Source organism: Thalassovita sp., assembly GCF_963691685.1.
GTDB lineage: Bacteria > Pseudomonadota > Alphaproteobacteria > Rhodobacterales > Rhodobacteraceae > Thalassobius.
In genome coordinates, this window is record NZ_OY829290.1 from 4,470,296 (window position 1) to 4,487,591 (window position 17,296).

General features: G+C 59.9%; 20 protein-coding genes and 1 tRNA gene. 9 read left to right on the top strand and 12 right to left on the bottom strand.

Going from position 1 to position 17,296, the window contains the following annotated elements:
• Nucleotides 1-388: 388 nt before the first annotated feature.
• From ACORLH_RS21775 to ACORLH_RS21800, 6 genes are all read right to left on the bottom strand, one after another.
• Nucleotides 389-1,495, bottom strand: a complete 1,107-nt coding sequence (locus tag ACORLH_RS21775) for a tyrosine-type recombinase/integrase (protein WP_321830416.1) — start codon at nucleotides 1,493-1,495, stop codon at nucleotides 389-391.
• Entirely contained in the window at nucleotides 1,453-2,028 is a 576-nt protein-coding gene (locus tag ACORLH_RS21780; protein WP_321830417.1) for a DUF6538 domain-containing protein, read from the bottom strand. Before ACORLH_RS21780 ends, ACORLH_RS21775 begins: the two co-directional genes overlap by 43 nt.
• 61 nt (nucleotides 2,029-2,089) lie before the next feature.
• A tRNA-Thr gene (locus ACORLH_RS21785) sits at nucleotides 2,090-2,165 on the bottom strand.
• A 45-nt stretch (nucleotides 2,166-2,210) separates the two neighbouring features.
• Nucleotides 2,211-3,764, bottom strand: coding sequence for a heme biosynthesis protein HemY (locus ACORLH_RS21790; protein ID WP_321830418.1), 1,554 nt, complete (start codon nucleotides 3,762-3,764; stop codon nucleotides 2,211-2,213).
• A gap of 10 nt (nucleotides 3,765-3,774) precedes the next feature.
• Complete coding sequence (locus ACORLH_RS21795) at nucleotides 3,775-4,992, bottom strand: hypothetical protein (RefSeq protein WP_321830420.1); 1,218 nt, start codon at nucleotides 4,990-4,992, stop codon at nucleotides 3,775-3,777.
• 52 nt (nucleotides 4,993-5,044) lie between these two features.
• The gene (locus tag ACORLH_RS21800; RefSeq protein WP_321830421.1) at nucleotides 5,045-5,788 is read right to left on the bottom strand and encodes a uroporphyrinogen-III synthase; all 744 of its coding nucleotides are present in this window, start codon (nucleotides 5,786-5,788) and stop codon (nucleotides 5,045-5,047) included.
• A gap of 79 nt (nucleotides 5,789-5,867) precedes the next feature.
• Between ACORLH_RS21800 and tsaD the strand changes: the two genes are divergently transcribed.
• The 5 genes from tsaD (at nucleotide 5,868) to ACORLH_RS21825 (ending at nucleotide 9,108) form a co-directional block, all read left to right on the top strand.
• Entirely contained in the window at nucleotides 5,868-6,965 is a 1,098-nt protein-coding gene (gene tsaD / locus ACORLH_RS21805) for a tRNA (adenosine(37)-N6)-threonylcarbamoyltransferase complex transferase subunit TsaD (RefSeq protein ID WP_321830422.1), read from the top strand.
• Nucleotides 6,962-7,924: an NAD(P)H-dependent glycerol-3-phosphate dehydrogenase gene (locus ACORLH_RS21810; protein WP_321830423.1), complete on the top strand. Its 963-nt coding sequence runs from the start codon at nucleotides 6,962-6,964 to the stop codon at nucleotides 7,922-7,924. The genes tsaD and ACORLH_RS21810 overlap by 4 nt, the downstream gene beginning before the upstream one ends.
• Nucleotides 7,925-8,197, top strand: a complete 273-nt coding sequence (locus ACORLH_RS21815) for a YciI family protein (RefSeq protein ID WP_321830424.1) — start codon at nucleotides 7,925-7,927, stop codon at nucleotides 8,195-8,197.
• On the top strand, nucleotides 8,197-8,616 hold the full coding sequence (locus ACORLH_RS21820; protein ID WP_321830425.1) for an EVE domain-containing protein: 420 nt from the start codon (nucleotides 8,197-8,199) through the stop codon (nucleotides 8,614-8,616). The genes ACORLH_RS21815 and ACORLH_RS21820 overlap by 1 nt, the downstream gene beginning before the upstream one ends.
• A 96-nt stretch (nucleotides 8,617-8,712) precedes the next feature.
• Nucleotides 8,713-9,108, top strand: a complete 396-nt coding sequence (locus ACORLH_RS21825; protein ID WP_321830426.1) for a DUF1761 domain-containing protein — start codon at nucleotides 8,713-8,715, stop codon at nucleotides 9,106-9,108.
• 23 nt (nucleotides 9,109-9,131) lie between these two features.
• Here ACORLH_RS21825 and glmM read toward each other — a convergent pair whose 3' ends face one another.
• On the bottom strand, nucleotides 9,132-10,478 hold the full coding sequence (glmM, locus tag ACORLH_RS21830) for a phosphoglucosamine mutase (RefSeq protein ID WP_321830427.1): 1,347 nt from the start codon (nucleotides 10,476-10,478) through the stop codon (nucleotides 9,132-9,134).
• A gap of 310 nt (nucleotides 10,479-10,788) precedes the next feature.
• Nucleotides 10,789-11,130, bottom strand: coding sequence for a DUF2853 family protein (locus ACORLH_RS21835; RefSeq protein ID WP_321830428.1), 342 nt, complete (start codon nucleotides 11,128-11,130; stop codon nucleotides 10,789-10,791).
• A gap of 197 nt (nucleotides 11,131-11,327) precedes the next feature.
• On the opposite strand from ACORLH_RS21835, the gene ACORLH_RS21840 reads away from it, so the two are divergent.
• Nucleotides 11,328-12,311 (top strand): Gfo/Idh/MocA family oxidoreductase, encoded by a 984-nt coding sequence (locus tag ACORLH_RS21840; protein WP_321830429.1) that lies wholly within the window; start codon nucleotides 11,328-11,330, stop codon nucleotides 12,309-12,311.
• Here ACORLH_RS21840 and ACORLH_RS21845 read toward each other — a convergent pair whose 3' ends face one another.
• From ACORLH_RS21845 to ACORLH_RS21860, 4 genes are all read right to left on the bottom strand, one after another.
• On the bottom strand, nucleotides 12,312-12,806 hold the full coding sequence (locus tag ACORLH_RS21845; protein WP_321830430.1) for a DUF922 domain-containing protein: 495 nt from the start codon (nucleotides 12,804-12,806) through the stop codon (nucleotides 12,312-12,314).
• Nucleotides 12,807-12,823: 17 nt separating this feature from the next.
• Nucleotides 12,824-14,209: an adenosylhomocysteinase gene (ahcY, locus tag ACORLH_RS21850; protein ID WP_058243755.1), complete on the bottom strand. Its 1,386-nt coding sequence runs from the start codon at nucleotides 14,207-14,209 to the stop codon at nucleotides 12,824-12,826.
• Nucleotides 14,210-14,302: 93 nt separating this feature from the next.
• A complete protein-coding gene (locus tag ACORLH_RS21855) occupies nucleotides 14,303-14,629 on the bottom strand; it encodes a hypothetical protein (RefSeq protein WP_058243756.1) in 327 nt (108 codons plus the stop codon).
• Nucleotides 14,630-14,995: 366 nt separating this feature from the next.
• Complete coding sequence (locus ACORLH_RS21860) at nucleotides 14,996-15,310, bottom strand: hypothetical protein (RefSeq protein ID WP_321830431.1); 315 nt, start codon at nucleotides 15,308-15,310, stop codon at nucleotides 14,996-14,998.
• Nucleotides 15,311-15,532: 222 nt separating this feature from the next.
• Here ACORLH_RS21860 and ACORLH_RS21865 point away from each other — a divergent pair, with 222 nt between their 5' ends.
• The 3 genes from ACORLH_RS21865 to ACORLH_RS21875 all read left to right on the top strand — a co-directional run bounded on the left by ACORLH_RS21865 (nucleotide 15,533) and on the right by ACORLH_RS21875 (nucleotide 17,055).
• On the top strand, nucleotides 15,533-16,129 hold the full coding sequence (locus tag ACORLH_RS21865) for an HD family hydrolase (protein WP_321830432.1): 597 nt from the start codon (nucleotides 15,533-15,535) through the stop codon (nucleotides 16,127-16,129).
• Nucleotides 16,119-16,613, top strand: coding sequence for a GNAT family N-acetyltransferase (locus ACORLH_RS21870; RefSeq protein WP_321830433.1), 495 nt, complete (start codon nucleotides 16,119-16,121; stop codon nucleotides 16,611-16,613). The genes ACORLH_RS21865 and ACORLH_RS21870 overlap by 11 nt, the downstream gene beginning before the upstream one ends.
• A 145-nt stretch (nucleotides 16,614-16,758) precedes the next feature.
• Nucleotides 16,759-17,055: a hypothetical protein gene (locus ACORLH_RS21875; protein WP_321830434.1), complete on the top strand. Its 297-nt coding sequence runs from the start codon at nucleotides 16,759-16,761 to the stop codon at nucleotides 17,053-17,055.
• Nucleotides 17,056-17,296 lie beyond the last annotated feature (241 nt).

Below are 17,296 nucleotides of genomic sequence, written 5' to 3' on the forward strand. Positions count from 1 at the left end.
GTGAAAAAGGCGAATTCGTCCCGCGTCTCGATGGTCCGCATGGGTTGCCGCGAAAGTGCCGTGTTGGTTCGAGGCAGATCTCAAGCCACGAACGATTGCTTCGGTGCCATTTGCTGCATCGCAACGAAAGACCTGCTGCGCGCGAATGGTTGCTGCGTTAGCAAAGGTCAGAAAACGAATGACGGCAATGTCCGCTCAGCGGACCTTAAGGCCGCATGGAAAGAAAGTCAGCTATCCGCCCAAACTGCGTCTGCGCGCTTGCAATCAGTCAGTAGGGAGGCAGGCTGGCTTGGGTTGGAAACGGCCTTCTCTGTAGGGTGTGCCACAAAGAAAGCATGACCGTTCCCCGGAGGCCAGTTGAGTGAACGTGCCCTCGCCGATACCAACCCTATTCCAATACATCCTCCCCATCGCGCGCGGCGGCGCGCCTGTCGGCCAGCCGTTTGGCGTATTTGTATTCTTTGGAGCCGCGTTCGAAGCGGCTTTCGTAAAAGTCGAGAACCATTGACTGCTCCTTGGCGGTAAACTGGGTTCCTGCACAAAGCCCTTCGATCGTGCTCCGACGTTGCTCGTCCGTCATTTTGGCATAGTAGGTTTCTTTGATTTGCGGCCTCGCATGCCCAAGGTTGAGGGAGAAGGCCCTTTCTTCTTTACGTGAGCTCGTCAGTTCGTTGCCTAGGTAGACCAATGTGTCGCGTGCAGAGTGCGGTGTGCAACAGCGAGCAATCAGGGCCGTGGCGACCTTGAAGGCATTGCCTACCGCGGCGGAGGATTGCATTGGAGACACCGGGGCGGCACCGGGTGCGTGGTAGGTCAGATCATTCAAGCTGGGGAAGACTGCGTCATCCTCGGTAAAGCCAAGGGCCCCAAGTTCGGTCAGCCATTCACCAAGAACCTGCTGGAAGGCTTCCGTGCGAGGGAAGAAGAAACTGCGAAAGCTCTTGCCGTTCTTGGCCCGCATTTCGGTGGCGTCCTGGAGCATTTCCTTCTTCTGCATGTCGATGTGCTTCAGGCGAAGCGTGGTAAGGGCCGCTGCGCGCAATCCGCAGATATAGGCACAAGCGATGATGGCCCGGTCTCGACGTTCTGCGATCGTGCTGCCGGGCATCTTCGCCAACATCCCTTCTGCTTCTTCGATCGTGAGATAGTCCCGGTCTTCACGCGGCAGTGTTTTTGCGCGCACCGCTTTAGGCAGCTCGAGGTTGAGCAAGATGTTCTGACTGAGGCGCTTATAGCCATCCTGTATGCGAAGCCACTCGAAGAACTGACGCACCTGAGACGCGTGATGGCGGATGGTGGAGTTGCTCAATCCACCATCCACTTTAGGGGTTTGACCCAGCTTGACCAAGTGGTCGCGGAAGGCGGCCGCGTCCGTCGGGGTGACCTTGTCGAAAGCTTTGCCGCCAAGATGAACCTCTAACATACGGATGCTGCGCAGGTGGGCCCGGACGGTCACGGGTTCGAAGCGCCCGGCATAGGCTTGCCACTTATGCACGATCCGGTCATTCGCCAGATAACAAACCGCGCCGCGAGATGTGGGAAGATTCCCGGTACCAGTTTGGGACTCACCATTATTTTCGCGTCTTTTTTGGTGTAGTCCAGCAAGTCTCTGTCACCACAGGCGTCAATAACGTAACCACAGGCCCGCTCAGCTGCCCGCACGAAGGTGATGGTCTTCCCCTGCCCCTTGAGACGTAAATAGATCGATACGGCCTCTGACAGGGAGACTGAGGATTGCTTGGGCACATCCGGGGCCGGGGCGACTGTCTCACTTGGAGAAGGTGCAAACCTCAGTAGGTGTTTTCCAGGCAAGTCCCGACGCTGTAGCCGCAGATGATACCAGTACTCATCCAACTGTTGAGCGGCCTTGATCGCTCTAGACGAAGCAACCCCAGCTGACCTCGTACGGAGGGAATACGCGATTTTGCCAGACGAATAATGACGTCTCAGGTCTCGTGGGACTCGCCGTTCGAAGTAATAAATGCCCGACTTCTTGAAAGAGAAGGGGACCGAAATGTCATACGCCATGTCCTACACCCGCGTTGTTTCACCAAGAAACTGAGGGATTACAATGCGTTGACGTGAGAAGTGGTGCCTCAAGAGGGACTCGAACCCCCGACCTTGTCCTTACGAAGGACCTGCTCTACCAGCTGAGCTATTGAGGCACTTGGTGGCGGGGCTATAGCACCCCGCCCGGTCTGGGAAAAGACCTATTTTGATCCGTCATTTGCGGCCTGACGGGGGGTGTCAGGGTCGTCAATCACGTGATCTGTCGGCATCGGAATGATCTCAGCCTCCGACACTTCGGCGACGTCCGGCGTGGGATCATCCTGCGCAGGCTCTGCCGCCTGAACCGCCTCAGGCTGTTCGGGCGCAGTGGCCTCTTCCAGTGCGCCAACGATCAGGGGCAGCATCTGCACGCCCGTGGCACTGTCCACCGCACCCGCAGGGGGCACCTGCCAGCTGAGCGTATCAAAGGCCTGACAGTTTTCGCAGACTGGCGCCCAATCGCTGTGGATGTTGTGGCAGTTGGTGCAGACCCATTGCGGACCGCGCGGCGCATTGAGCGCCCGGGCCAGCCAGCCCTTCACCACCGTATCCGAACTGCCTTCGCCCCGCTCAACCGCCGCCATGATGGTCAGGGCGCGGCTGTCGGGGTCTTCGCTGATCAGATCACCCAGTGCCTTGCGGGCCGCGGGGAAATCTTCGGCAGCGATGTTCAATTCGGCCAGCACCAGTTTGCTTTCGCGATGCTCCGGCTTCAGGCGCAGGAGCGGCTGGAACCGTTTCAAACGCTCGGCCGGGCTTTCCTCCGGCGCGATGGCGGCAAAGGCGGCGGCCAGATCGGGGTGCGGCTGCGCCTCCCAGGCTTTCTTCAACAGTTTGGCGGCTTTGCGCCCCTGACCCTTTTCGATCAGGCTGCGCGCGGCCAGCGCGGCGGCCGGCACCAGATCGGGGGACAGGCGGTTGGCCTCCACCGCGGCTTCCAGTGCTTCGGCGCTTTCATCGGTGTCCAGCACGGCCTTGGCCGCCGAGAGCGCCAGCACCGCATCGCGCCGTTTATGCACATCGCGGGGCAGGCTGCCCTGCTTCAATTTAAGCGACAGGGTTTCACGCGCACCTGACCAATCCTGCGCCCGCGTTTGCAGGTTCAGCAGGGTATCCTGCACCTCAACATGTTTGGGTTTCAGCGCGATGGCCTTTTCCGCCAATTGGCGCGCCACGTCTTCTTCGCCTGCGGCCAGTTTCTGTTTCATGATGCCGCGCACACCGACAAAACGGGTGCTGTCATCGCTGAGCAGACGTTTGTAAACCTCTTCAGCCTTTTTGCTGTCGCCGGCCATTTCCGCGGCTTGGGCGGTCAGCAGGTTGGTGAGCTCTGGCTTGCCCAGAAACTTCTCAGCCTTCGCGGCTTTGCTCATCGCGACGCGTGGCTCGCCTGAGGCGAGGGCCATCATGCCTTCGGTCAGGGCCTGATAGCCTTTGCGTTCGCGGTTGCGGTCGAAATAGCGGCTCAGCGCAGTTTCGTCACCGTTGATGAACTTCAACAGCGCCACAGTCAGCGAGGCCAGTTTCAACAGCACCCAAAGGGAGATCAACAACACCGCCAGACCGATCACTGTCGCCAGTGGGGTCAGCGTGATTTCGGTGCCCATCAGGGCAATCCGCACGCCGCCTTCGATCTGCATCAGATAATCCGCGCCAAAGGTAACTGCCGCCACGAGGAGGACAAAAACAACAATCTTGATAAGCGACCAGAGCATGGGTTCCTCCTCAGTTGGTCATCACGGACTGGCGCAAAGCGTCCAGCGCGGTGAGGGCGTCAGCACGTTTTGCCGCATCGCCCAGCCAGGGGGCGATCGCGCCCGCTGCAGCCTCTGGCAGGCTGCTCAGCTCAGCCATGGCGGTGCTTAGATCGGCCGCGGTCAGCGCGGCCTCGGCCCGTGACAGGATCGCATCTGCGCTATCGCCTTCCTGCGGGGTCAAGGAGCGCACGCCCAACTGATGACGCAGGAAATTGGTCACACCGCTGCCACCGTTGGCACTGTTGTCTGCCGCAAGCGCGGCGCGCGCCGCATCGGGGAAACTGATCTGCAGGGCGGCCAGTGTCGGCACACCCGTTTGCAGGCTGTTCAATGCCTCAGGCACCGTGACGCCAGCCCCCTCCAACGCGGCCAGCGCAGCCCCCAAAGGCAACCCGCCATCCACCGCCTGGGTCAGCAACGACAGGGCATCGCGGGCCGCGGCTGTTTGCGCATCCACCTCAGCAGTGGCACGCAGGGCGGCGCTTTCGGCCAGTTTTTCCTCAACCTCAGCACGTTGCTGGGCCATTGCGGTTTGCAGCGCTTTCAATTCACGCTCATAGGCCGCGATCGCCTCTGGCGCCAGATTGTCGGCGATGGGGCGCTTTTCCAGATCCCCGATAAGGGCCGACAGCATCTCAATCCGGGTTTCATGTGTGGCCAACTGCTGCGCCTGCGCGGCCATCGGTGCATTAAGCGCGGCAACCTCTGCCGTCAGATCCGGCGGCAGGGAGAGGTTGGCCAATTTGGCCTCAAGCGCGGCAACCGCTTCGGTCTGGGCGGCCAGATCTGCAAGGATCTGCTGCTGAACCGTGTCATCCTGCCCACCAATGCCATTGGGAAACAGGAACAGCGCCACACCGGCACCCAGCGCTGCGGCTGCAACACCACCCAGGAAGACCGGCACGAAACCACGTTTAGGCGCAGCTGCCTCTACAGGTGCTTTTTCAGGCGCCTCCGCTGTGGCCTCAGAGGCGGCGTCAACTGCTGCGCTATCTTCAGCACCTTCATCAGCGACGGCATCTTCGGCCTCTGGCGCATCAGGCTGAGGCGCCTCATCCCCCTCTGTAGACACCTCTGCCGGGTCATCCGTCGGGTCATCCAAAACAACGGCATCTTCAATGACATCCCGTTTGGGATCGTCGGTTTCGGAGTCTGTGCCACCGGCGGAGGTCTTGGGTTCGGACACCTGGGCCTTCCTTTCGAATCTCAAAAATCAAAACACATCTACTGATGTAAGGTTACCGCTGCCGGATTTCACCCTCAAGGCGCTGCGCTGCGGCCATCAGTCTCTGCACTGCGGCAGCCATCGCATCTGCTGTCGGATTGGGCAATATCTGACGCTGCACCGCTTGCAACATGCCCAGCTCCACATCAGCGGCCGGGCTGATCGCTGCAACAAACAGCGGCGCGGTTCTTTCCATCTGCTGACACTCTGCCAGCAACAACGCTGCCGTGCGCGGGGAAAAAATCGGCAAAATCACCGGTTCTGCGCCGGAAAGCAGCGATTTCGCCGCCTCAGACAGGGGCATAGCAATCTGTTCGTAGATCACCGCGCCCTTGGTCGGAATGCCAGCTGCGGTCAAACGCTGCGCCAGATCCCCGCGGGTGTGGCGACCATGCAGATGCACCAGATCGCCGGTTAGGTTCCCCGCCTGATGGTCGGCCAATATCCGCCGGAACAGCGCCTCCGCATCCCCATCCGCCTGCACCACGCGGTATCCCGCCGCTTTGGCCGCGTGGCCGGTGGACGCCCCTACCACATAGGCCAGCCGTCCTTGACCTACAGGCGCTGCCGCAACACCGTTGCGGGAGGTGAAAATCACCGCCTGATCCTCAGTCAGATCTGCCAGCTCTGGCGCAGCCAATGGCACGATCTGCAACAAGGGGGAGGTCACAATCGGCGCATCAAACCCTGACCTGCGCAGCAAAGCGGCAAATCGGTCTGCGCCCTCTTGGGGCCGGGTCAACAGAAGCTGTGCCATTTCGCCCGCCGGGATTGTTTGAACCTCCTTGCGGTGTTACCTGCGGGAGGATCTTCTTGCAACGGTGAGGGCGGACGCCATGGGTGGCACGCTGACAGTCTTGGGTTTGGAAAGCAGCTGCGATGACACGGCGGCGGCTGTGGTGCGCCACACCCCCGGTGAGATGCCGGAAATTCTGGCCTCCACCGTCTATGGCCAGACAGATCTGCACGCGGCCTTCGGCGGTGTTGTGCCGGAAATTGCCGCCCGCGCCCATGCCGAAAAACTGGATGTGTCGGTCAAACAGGCGATGGAGGCCGCGGGCCTAGGGTTTGATGCCATTGACGCCATTGCGGTGACCGCCGGCCCCGGGCTGATCGGCGGCGTGCTGTCCGGTGTGATGTGCGCCAAGGGGCTATCGGCTGCCCTTGGCAAACCGCTGATTGGGGTGAACCATCTGGCCGGTCACGCGCTGACACCGCGGCTGACCGATCAAACCGAGTTTCCCTATCTGATGCTGCTGGTGTCCGGCGGGCATTGCCAGTTCCTGCTGGCCCATGGGCCTGAGGAGTTCACCCGCCTTGGTGGCACTATCGACGATGCACCGGGCGAAGCTTTTGACAAAACCGCCCGTCTGCTGGGATTGCCGCAGCCCGGCGGGCCTTCGGTGGAACAAGCCGCAAAATCCGGCGATCCAAAACGCTGGCGCCTGCCCCGCCCGCTGCTGGACCGGCCCGGCTGTGACATGTCCTTTTCAGGCCTGAAAACCGCCATCCTGCGTGCGCGGGATGAGGTTGTGGCGGCCAAAGGTGGGCTGACCGAACAGGACCGCAGCGATCTGGCGGCGGGGTTTCAGGCCGCTGTGACCGATGTTTTGGCCGAAAAGACCCGCCGCGCCCTACAGCTTTATCTGGCGGAAAACCCCGCACCCCCCACCATCGCCGTCGCCGGCGGTGTGGCCGCGAACCAAGCCATCCGCAGCCGGTTGCAAGCGGTCTGCGCGGAATTTGGCGTCGCCTTCACCGCGCCGCCGCTGGCGCTGTGCACGGACAATGCCGCGATGATCGCCTACGCCGGGATGGAGCGGTTTCGCGCCGGGCACTGCGATGACATGACGCTGGCGGCCCGCCCACGCTGGCCACTGGATAAAAAGGCCCCGGCCCTGTTGGGATCAGGCAAGAAAGGGGCAAAGGCATGATTGCGGTTTGCGGTTCTGGTGCCTTTGGCACGGCGCTGGCCATTTCGATCGCCGCCAAAGGCACCGAGGTGCTGATGTGGTCGCGCGACGCAGAACATGTGGCGGAAATGGCCAAGGCCCGCGAAAATACCCGCCGCCTGCCCGGCCTGCCCTTCCCCGACACGCTGCGCGTGACGGCGGATATCAATGACATCCCGGCAGGCATCCCCGTGCTGCTGTCGATCCCGATGCAAAAGCTGCGCGATATGGTTGGGGCCCACGGCGCAGCGCTGGAACATCGCCCCCTGGTCGCCTGCTGCAAAGGGGTGGAGCTGACCTCGGGCCTCGGGCCGACCTCCTTGCTGGCGAAACTGATCCCCTCAGCAACGCCTGCGATCCTGACCGGCCCCAGCTTTGCGGCCGACATTGCCCGTGGCCTGCCCACCGCTGTCACACTGGCCTGCGCCGATGCCGATCTGTGCAAGGATCTGCAGGAACAGCTGACCACCCCTACCCTGCGGCTCTACCGCACCACAGACACCACCGGGGCGGAACTGGGCGGCGCATTGAAAAACGTCATCGCCATCGCCGCTGGCACCGTCATGGGCGCAGGTCTGGGCGAAAGCGCACGGGCCGCGATCATGACACGGGGCTACGCCGAAATGCAGCGGATGGCGCTGGCACTGGGGGCGCGGCCGGAAACACTGGCAGGGCTGTCGGGCTTTGGTGATCTGACGCTGACCTGCACCTCGGCGCAATCGCGCAACTACAGTTTTGGCCTGTCGCTGGGCCGGGGCGAAGGATTTGACGGCTCCATCACCGTGGAAGGTGCCGCCACCGCCCGTGCTGTTCTGACCCGCGCCAGCGACATGCAAATCGATATGCCCATCACCAGCGCCGTTGTTGCGCTGCTGGAGGGTCACCACGACCTACGCGACCTGATGGACAGGTTGCTTTCCCGACCATTGAAGGAGGAATGAATGCTCATCGCACTGATCGCCAAGGACAAACCCGGCGCGCTGGAAATCCGAAAAGCCAACCGTGAAAACCACATCGCCTATCTGAAAGAAACCGGCGTTGTCGCGCAGGCGGGCCCGCTGCTGGATGGGGACGAACAGATGTGTGGCTCACTCATCGTGCTGGATGTGGCCAATATGGCAGCCGCCGAAGACTGGGCCGCGAATGACCCCTATGCCAAGGCCGAACTCTTCGCTAGCGTAGAGCTGATCCACTGGAACAAGGTAATTGGCTGATGCGCTACTGGCTGTTCAAATCTGAACCCTCCACCTGGAGCTGGGACCAACAGGTCGCCAAAGGTGAGGCGGGCGAAGAATGGGACGGCGTGCGCAATTACCAGGCGCGCAACTTCATGCGCGACATGAACATCGGCGACCGGGGCTTCTTCTACCACTCGCAGAAGGAAAAATCGGTCGTCGGCATTGTTGAGGTCTGCGCCGAGGCGCATCCTGACAGCACCACTGATGATGACCGCTGGGAATGCGTCGACATCAAAGCGGTCATGCCGGTCAAAACACCGGTCACTCTGGATGAAATCAAGGGTGACGAGCGGCTTTCTGATATGGTGCTGGTCAAAAACTCCCGCCTGTCGGTGCAGCCGGTCACCGCCGAAGAATGGCAGGTGATCTGCCAGAAAGCCGGGATCGACGCCTGAGCGGGCGCCTAATTTGCGGGCAAACCCTCTAGCCAGACGGCGCAATTTGTCTAAGCTTTCCTAGGCAGGCAACGACCTGCGCAATGGGAGGGACAAATGGAAATTCTATCCGTCATCGCGGCCGCAGCCGCGAGCTATGTGTTTGGGGCCATCTGGTACATGAGCCTGGCCAAACCCTGGATGACCGCGTCAGGTGTGAAACTTGGCGAAGATGGGCAGCCAGAAAACCGATCAAACCCAGTGCCTTATATCGTTTCATTTGTCTGCGCGATCATCGTTGCAGGCATGATGCGCCATATCTTTACCCTGTCGGGGATCGATATGCTGGGCGAAGGGCTTGTCGCCGGGCTGGGCATCGGCCTGTTTCTGGCAACCCCATGGATTGCGACCAACTACACCTTTGCCGGCCGCCCCAAGGCGCTGATCGTGATTGACGGCGGCTATGCCACAATCGGCTGCGCGGTCATGGGCGCCGTTCTGACGCTATTGTAACCAAGACAACCGGGTGCGGCGGTTTAAGACGCCGCCGACTCCACAGCCTTACAGATCTGGGTGATCACCGCATCCAGCTTGCCCTGATCGTTGGCTTCGCCCATCACACGGATCAGCGGCTCGGTGCCCGATTTGCGGATCAGCAGGCGACCATCGCCGTTCAGCTGCTTTTCACCATCAGCAATCGCCTGCTGGACCTGATCCGCCTCCAGCGGGGTTTTGCCCGCGGCGTAGCGCACGTTGCGCAGGATCTGCGGTACCGGGGTGAACACCTGCGCCAATTCGCTGGCTTTCTTGCCGGTTTCCACCATCGCCTTCATGAATTGCAGACCGGCAATCAGGCCATCACCGGTGGTGGCGTAATCGGTCATGACGATATGGCCGGATTGCTCACCACCCAGCGCAAAACCGTTTTTACGCATGCTTTCAACAACATAACGGTCGCCAACCGCGGTGCGCTCCAGATGGATGCCTTCATCCCGCAGGAAGTTTTCCATGCCAAGGTTCGACATCACAGTGGCCACCAGCGTGTCGCCCTTCAGCCGGCCTTCGCGCTTCCAGGAAGAGGCGATCAGCGCCATGATCTGGTCGCCATCGGCCTGTTCGCCGTTTTCGTCCAGAATGATCACACGATCCGCATCGCCATCCAGACAGATGCCCAGATTGGCCCGCACTTCGCGCACTTTGGCCGCCGCAGTCGCGGTGCTGGTTGAGCCGCAGTTTTCGTTGATGTTGTGGCCATTTGGGTTCACGCCCACCGGGATCACCTCGGCGCCCAGTTCCCACAGGACGGCAGGCGCGGCTTTATAGGCGGCACCATTGGCGCAATCCAGCACCACGCGCAGCCCATCCAGACGCAGCGAATTGGGGAAGGTGGTCTTGGCATATTCCACATAGCGACCCAGAGCATCATCAATCCGCTTGGCGCGGCCAATGTTCTGGGGGGCCGCCAGTTCCACGCCTTCGTTCAGCAGGCGCTCGATCTCAACTTCGGCCTCATCCGACAGCTTGAAACCATCTGGACCAAAGAATTTGATGCCGTTGTCATAGGCCGGGTTGTGGCTGGCCGAGATCATGACGCCCACATCGGCACGCATGGAATGGGTTAGAAACCCAACCGCCGGTGTTGGCATCGGCCCCAGCAGCAGAACGTTCATCCCCGTGGAGGTAAACCCAGCCGTCAGCGCGTTTTCCAGCATGTAGCCCGACAGGCGCGTGTCTTTGCCGATCACCACCCGGTGTTCCTGCTGATCGCGGCGGAAATAACGCCCGGCAGCTGCACCCAGCCGCATCGCCAGTTCGGCTGTCATTGGGGGGGTATTGGTCAGTCCGCGCACCCCATCGGTGCCAAAAAGAGAGCGTTTGGTCACTGCAACAACCTTCGGTCTATGATTAATTAACGCCTTCCTAAGCAGCCGCGCGACAGCTGTCCAGCGCCTCGGCAGAAACGCGCCGGAATGCGCTGGAGCTTTGTTTCAAAGCGTTACAGCCCTGCTTGCGTCTGCTGCTGAGGCCAAATGACAAAAGGCCGACCTCAATGGATCGGCCCCTGTCCCAGTCACCCCCAAGATCCACCCGTGGAACGGATGACGGTTGCGGGGGTTATACCGGCTTTGCCCCCCTACCCCAAACGGCAAGTGCAGACAAAACGGTTAAAATTCAGCGGGATAACCCGAGCCCTCAACCGTAGATCGCTTCTTTGCCGAAGTGTTTGACCAGCATGTAGTAGACAACCGCGCGGTATTTGTTCCGCTCGGACCGGCCATAGGTTTCGATCACGTTATCAATGGCTTCCATCAGCTGCGGGCCATCCTCCAGCGCCAATTTGCGGATGAGGAAGTTGTTTTTCACAGTCTCCAGCTCACTCGGCTGGCTGGCCGCCACGGTCGAGGCATCGGCATCGTAAATTGCCGGACCACAGCCGATGGTTACCTTCGTTAAAAGGTCCATATCCGGCTCCATGCCGCATTTTTCCTTCAGGTCCGCCGCATATTGCGCGATCAAATCGTCCCGTTTGCCCATTGTCTTCTCCTGAATTGGGGCAAGGCCCCGTCCCAAACTATGACTGAAACGCTAGCGCCCCGCCCGCCCCGGCAAAAGGAAAACTTCGGCTATATTTTCCCCGTCAGGTTTGACCTGCCCCAACGCTACCCAAATGCCCTCTTGCGCGCTGCCCTATTTCGGTGACACTCCGCCCCCTGCAAAGAAGGAGCGGACCAATGGCAAAATGGGGCATTGTTGGATCGGGGTTCATCACCCGGGCCATGCTGGACGCAATCGCGCTGAACGAAGGCTCCACCGCGCAGTGCATATTCGGCCGCACCGCTGAAACCCGCGATGCGCTTCAGGCGGAATATGGAACCGCCCATGCCACCGACTCCTACCAGGAGCTGCTGCAAAATCCTGAGGTAGAGGCGGTCTATATCGGCCTGCCCAATCATCTGCACAAAGACTACAGCCTTGAAGCTTTGGCCGCTGGCAAGGCGGTGCTGTGTGAAAAATCGCTGACCGTCACCATGAGCGATGCCTCGGCTTTGGTGGCCGGGGCAGAAAAGGCCCAGACGTTTTTTGCCGAGGGGCTGATGTACCTGTCCCATCCCATGCATCACAAGCTGCTGGATCTGCTGCGCACCGGCCGGTTTGGTCAGCTGCGCCATGTGCAGGGGTTTTACGCCGCCGATATCTGGCAGGTGGTGAACCCTGCTGGTGGCGGCACGCTCTACAATCTTGGTTGCTACCCGGCGTCTCTATTGCATCTGGTGGTGCAGGCCATGTGTGGGGAGGATGCCTTTGCCAACCGTCAGCTACAGGCCAGCGGCAATGCCGGACATGATGGCAACCTGCGGGACACGGCTGTCACGGTGCGCTTTGACAATGGCGTTCTGGCCACGCTGCACTCCACCGATGGCTACGGCATGGCGCATGAATTTACCATCGCCACCGATCTGGGCACCCTGCGGTTTGACAGCAACCCGTGGCTGCCAGCGCCGCAGGGCAACAGTTTCACCTGGACCCCTTATGAGGGCACGCCGGAACGCTTTGTTGCAGATAGCGGATATGATGCGTTTTTCCATCAGTTACAGATGGTTGAGGCCGCAATGGCCGCTGGGGAAACGCAAGCCAAACGGCCCTCCCCCAGACTGCGGGATTCAGCTGAGATCATGCAGTTCCTGACCGATTGGCAGGCCGCCGTGACCACCTAGTTACGGCAGCGTGACCCCTTCTTTGCGGCCATGATCGGTGCGGCGGTCCAGCACCCTATCCTGGTTCGCCCAACGATCGATGATCTGATAGGCCCCCTGACACTTGGCCATCGCAATCTCCCCCGCCGCCAATTCGCCATGTCGGGTGTGCAACCGTTCGTGCCGCAACAGCGCCCGCACCATACTGTCCCAGCGCACCCGCAATTCAGGCGGCAGGTCCTCCAGCCGGGTGTGGCGCGGCATTTCAATTGTCTGGGTCACCGTGATGTCACAGCTGTCCGTCCAAGACACCCACCACTGCGCATAGGCCCAGTAGCTGCGCGGCCCCTTGCGGCGCATTTCCCGGCGCAGCCCATCTGACGTCAGCGCCGAGACATCGTAATAGGTGATCTCTTCCGTGATCTTCGGTTTCTTGCCTGTCTCAGCGCCCGCAGAAACAACAACGGCGGCCCAAAGGACCGCCGCTGTCATAACTGTAAGAACCGAAGGCTTCATCGCTCCGGCCCACCGCATCAGTAACGGTAGTGTTCCGGCTTGAACGGGCCTTCCGGGGTCACACCGATGTAGGAGGCCTGATCCGAGGTCAGCTTGGTCAGCTTGGCGCCAACTTTGGCCAGGTGCAGGGCTGCAACCTTTTCATCCAGATGTTTGGGCAGGATGTAGACTTCGTTTTCGTAGTCGTCGCCTTTGGTGAACAGTTCAATCTGGGCCAGCACCTGGTTGGTGAAGGACGCCGACATCACGAAGGACGGGTGACCGGTGGCGTTGCCGAGGTTCAGCAGACGGCCTTCGGACAGCAGAATGATCCGGTTGCCAGCAGGCATCTCGATCATGTCGACCTGTTCTTTGATGTTGGTCCACTTGTGGTTTTTCAGGGCAGCAACCTGAATTTCGTTGTCGAAGTGGCCGATGTTGCCCACGATCGCCATATCCTTCATCTCGCGCATATGCTCGATGCGGATGATGTCTTTGTTGCCGGTGGTGGTGATGAACACATCTGCGTCCAGCGACTCTTCCAGCAGGACAACTTCGAAACCGTCCATGGCCGCCTGCAGCGCGCAGATCGGATCCGCTTCGGTCACTTTCACACGGGCACCTGCACCAGCCAGCGAAGCAGCGGAACCTTTGCCAACATCACCGTAACCGCAGACAACAGCAACCTTACCGGCCAGCATGGTGTCGGTCGCGCGGCGGATGCCATCAACCAGCGACTCTTTACAGCCGTATTTGTTGTCGAACTTCGACTTGGTGACCGAGTCGTTGACGTTGATTGCAGGGAACGGCAGCTGACCGTTTTTCTGCAGTTCGTACAGACGGTGCACACCAGTGGTGGTTTCTTCGGAAACGCCCATGATCGCGTCGCGGGTTTTGGTGAACCAACCGGGGCTGGCTTCCATGCGTTTTGCGATCTGTGCTTTGATCACCGCTTCCTCTTCGGACTGCGGCACCGGAATGATGTCTTCACCAGCTTCGGCGCGTGCGCCCAGCAGAACGTAAAGGGTGGCATCGCCACCATCATCCAGGATCATGTTCGGGCCATCTGCAAACAAGAAGGACTTGTCCAGATAATCCCAATGCTCTTCCAGAGTCTGGCCTTTGATCGCAAAGACCGGAATGTCTGCAGCAGCAATGGCGGCAGCGGCGTGATCCTGGGTGGAAAAGATATTGCAGGAGGCCCAGCGCACATCGGCGCCCAGAGCAACCAGAGTCTCAATCAAGACAGCGGTTTGAATGGTCATATGCAACGACCCGACGATGCGCGCACCTTTCAGCGGTTTGCTGTCGCCGTATTCTTCCCGAAGCGCCATCAGGCCGGGCATTTCGGTTTCCGCGATATCCAGCTCTTTGCGGCCAAACTCGGCCAGGCTGATATCCTTTACAATATAGTCGTTTGCCATTGCGGGGGTTCCTTGCAAAAAATAACTGCAAGGCAGATAGCACTCGACCTATACCCAGACAACGAGTCTTTCGGATGTCTGGGCCAATCTTTCTTAGCTTTTTACACCAGCAGGGGCGATTTCGCTGTTCGAATTCCAGTGTTTGCCGGTTGCCATGATACAGGCAAGGCCGTCCGCACGGGTGATGAACACGGTGAAACTGCCCGAGTTAGGCGAAGTCCAGACTTCCAGCAGCTGCTGTGGGTTTTGCAAACCACCGCCCGAAAGCTGTTCGTTGTACTTCTTCTTCAGGTCTTCGACCAGAATGGCGCGTGGCAGGCATTTGGTGCCTTGGGCCTGAGCAGCAGTGGTGGTGGCGGTCAGGGTGACACCGGCAACCAATGCGGCGGCAAAGGCGGGGAGGGGGGTCTTCGAGAACATAACGCAACACTCCTTAGTAAGGGCCCGATGCTGACGGAGACATCGCCAGGGAGGGAAGCGGTGCCGAGGGGGAGGAGGGGTCTCAGCATCGGGCTCAGCTAAGTTATACGTCTCAGAGCCCAATTTTTCTTGCTCTCTTAGGGATACGCGACGGGAAAATGACGTATTTTCCGACAAGTGACGAAGCTTTGACGCCGACCAAGCGCCTATTTCCCCAAGGTAAGCCGTTGCGAATAAAGCACCTTATTTTCCAACATACTTTCGTATGGGGTGCTATCCCAATTAGACAGACGAATTTCAGATTCATCCTTTACGAGAGGGATTTTCCTGTGATTTAAACGACCGGTTCGCCACCACAGGGCGAAATCAACTTTCCAGATCGGTATTAGGTGGTTCGTAGCCAATCCAGCTGCCGCCGGTGGCAACCACACAGGACTGTCCGTCTGGATGGGTGATAAAGATGGTAAAGCTGCCGGAATCGCCAGAACTCCAGATTTCCAACAGTTGTTGCGGGTTCTGCAGACCGCGGCCCAGCAGATCTTCACCGTAGCTGCGCATCAGATCTTGCACTAAGGCATCGCGCGGCATGCAGCTCAGCGGCGCGGCGCTCTGGGCAAAGGTGGGCGGGGCAAGCGCAGCGGTGCCAAGGACCGCCGCAGTGGTGATCAGACGTTTGAACATGACGTGTTCCTTTCCAGTTTGGGTTCAGATCCCGATCCCTCGGGCGCCGGACCACCTGTCCGGCCGTCTGATATATATGTGGGGTCGCTACGGGGGATTTGCGAAACACGCGGCTACACGTCCCTGTGCTGTATTTGAAACATTCATGACGCTGCCCCGCTGACATTGCGCCGGGCAGGGCAGGGCGCTACCACTGTTTCAGTTAAGTGAAGGACACCCCAAATGGCCGCAAAAGCCCCCCGTGCCTGGCAACGTATGCTGTCCGGGCGCCGTCTTGATCTGCTGGACCCAACCCCGGTGGATGTAGAGATCGAAGATATCGCCCACGGCCTGGCCTTTGTGGCGCGCTGGAATGGGCAGACTCAGGGGGATTTTGCCTATTCGGTGGCCGAACATTCGCTGTTGGTCGAACAGCTTTATGGCCGGATGTACCCCGGCCAGCCGGTGAAATGGCATCTGGCCGCACTGCTGCACGACGCACCAGAATATGTGATCGGGGATATGATTTCCCCGGTAAAGGCCGCCGTAGGCCCCGGCTATGATGAATTGGACAAACGACTGACCGCTGCCATTCACATTCGCTTCGGCCTGCCCGCCGCCATCCCGATCAAGGTGAAAAAGCAGATCAAACGCGCCGATAAGGTCAGCGCCTGGATGGAAGCCACCCAGATCGCAGGTTTCACTGAGGCGGAGGCGAACAAGTTCTTCGGCAAGGTCGATCCGGCGCTGATCGACGGGTTGTCAATCCAGCTGCGTCCCCCTGTTGAGGTCCGGGCAGAGTTCACCGCGCGGCATGAAACATTGCTCAATGCGCTCTGATCTGACCATCCGCACACCGGTTGGTTTTGACACCGGTCCGATGGCGCGGCTGCTGTCCGAGATTATCAGGGCAGGGGGCACCACCGCGCGAACACAGGAGGTCACAGCCACAGACATGGCCGCTATGATCGCCGAAGACGCGGATCGCTCTGCCTGGTTTGTGGCTGAATCCGCGGGCGAGATTGTCGGGTTTCAGCACGTATCTCCCTATCCCGGCCTGCCGGCCGAGGCCTGTGATATCGCCACCTTTGTGCAGCAAGGGCGGCAACAACTCGGCGTTGGCTCAGCCCTGTTCAGCGCCACATCGCAGGCGGCGCGGGATCTGGGATATGCTTGGATCTGCGCTTGTATCCGCACCGACAACGCGGGCGGGCGCGCCTATTACCAAAGCCGGGGGTTTCGCGACTATCAGCTGCTGTCTGGGGTGGACCTAGCCGATGGGCAGGTGGTGGATCAGATGCTGACCCGGTTTGATCTGGACTGATCAGGGCCGATCTGAACCCGTTAACCTTCTCCTTTGGCATAGCACCGTAGATTTACGGAACATTCGGCACGGTGATTGCAGACTGTCTGGCATGGTCGCCTCTCTCTGCTCTCCTCCGTCCCGGTGACCGACTGGAGTATGTGTTATGTCCACTCAACTACTGGCGTTGGCCGCGGGGTATTTCCTGTGCAGCGCCGCTGCCGAAGAACAGGTGTTGCCCAAAGCCAAGATCGATGAGTGCAACGCAATTTACACCCAGCTGAAGCTGAGCTTCACCGATGTCGCCACATTGGATGATTTCATGGCCTTGCTGGAAAGCGACCGCGCCGCTGTCAATCAGCAGGGCTATGCGGGCTATGTCAGCTGGGTCGAAGATAACCCCGAACTGGTGGCCGAACTGCGTGCCGAGGCCCAGTTGAAACTGTTGAGCTTCAATTTTTAGGTAATCTAAAACCGCATTAGGCGGCCCCCAAAAGGGACCGCCACTGGACGAGCCAAGGAACCTGGGCAGGCTCAGGACCCGTTAATATGCAACGCTCAGCATGGAAAAATATGCGTTCTCAGCAGTTGGGAGCGCGCAGCTAAGGCTGGTTGCCTTTTCAAGCGCGCCCAGCTGTTGAGAGCGTGAATTTCTCCATGCCCTCCGGGTGCCTCCTATTTTGACGCTGCCGGCGTTATATTGC

Excerpts from the sequence above, each read along its gene's own strand:
- ACORLH_RS21780 (WP_321830417.1), bottom strand. The coding sequence starts at position 2,028 with ATGGCGTATGACATTTCGGTCCCCTTCTCTTTCAAGAAGTCGGGCATT.
- ACORLH_RS21790 (WP_321830418.1), bottom strand. The coding sequence starts at position 3,764 with ATGCTCTGGTCGCTTATCAAGATTGTTGTTTTTGTCCTCCTCGTGGCG.
- ACORLH_RS21800 (WP_321830421.1), bottom strand. The coding sequence starts at position 5,788 with ATGGCACAGCTTCTGTTGACCCGGCCCCAAGAGGGCGCAGACCGATTT.
- tsaD (WP_321830422.1), top strand. The coding sequence starts at position 5,868 with ATGGGTGGCACGCTGACAGTCTTGGGTTTGGAAAGCAGCTGCGATGAC.
- ACORLH_RS21810 (WP_321830423.1), top strand. The coding sequence starts at position 6,962 with ATGATTGCGGTTTGCGGTTCTGGTGCCTTTGGCACGGCGCTGGCCATT.
- ACORLH_RS21815 (WP_321830424.1), top strand. The coding sequence starts at position 7,925 with ATGCTCATCGCACTGATCGCCAAGGACAAACCCGGCGCGCTGGAAATC.
- ACORLH_RS21820 (WP_321830425.1), top strand. The coding sequence starts at position 8,197 with ATGCGCTACTGGCTGTTCAAATCTGAACCCTCCACCTGGAGCTGGGAC.
- ACORLH_RS21825 (WP_321830426.1), top strand. The coding sequence starts at position 8,713 with ATGGAAATTCTATCCGTCATCGCGGCCGCAGCCGCGAGCTATGTGTTT.
- ACORLH_RS21835 (WP_321830428.1), bottom strand. The coding sequence starts at position 11,130 with ATGGGCAAACGGGACGATTTGATCGCGCAATATGCGGCGGACCTGAAG.
- ACORLH_RS21840 (WP_321830429.1), top strand. The coding sequence starts at position 11,328 with ATGGCAAAATGGGGCATTGTTGGATCGGGGTTCATCACCCGGGCCATG.
- ACORLH_RS21845 (WP_321830430.1), bottom strand. The coding sequence starts at position 12,806 with ATGAAGCCTTCGGTTCTTACAGTTATGACAGCGGCGGTCCTTTGGGCC.
- ahcY (WP_058243755.1), bottom strand. The coding sequence starts at position 14,209 with ATGGCAAACGACTATATTGTAAAGGATATCAGCCTGGCCGAGTTTGGC.
- ACORLH_RS21855 (WP_058243756.1), bottom strand. The coding sequence starts at position 14,629 with ATGTTCTCGAAGACCCCCCTCCCCGCCTTTGCCGCCGCATTGGTTGCC.
- ACORLH_RS21860 (WP_321830431.1), bottom strand. The coding sequence starts at position 15,310 with ATGTTCAAACGTCTGATCACCACTGCGGCGGTCCTTGGCACCGCTGCG.
- ACORLH_RS21865 (WP_321830432.1), top strand. The coding sequence starts at position 15,533 with ATGGCCGCAAAAGCCCCCCGTGCCTGGCAACGTATGCTGTCCGGGCGC.
- ACORLH_RS21870 (WP_321830433.1), top strand. The coding sequence starts at position 16,119 with ATGCGCTCTGATCTGACCATCCGCACACCGGTTGGTTTTGACACCGGT.
- ACORLH_RS21875 (WP_321830434.1), top strand. The coding sequence starts at position 16,759 with ATGTCCACTCAACTACTGGCGTTGGCCGCGGGGTATTTCCTGTGCAGC.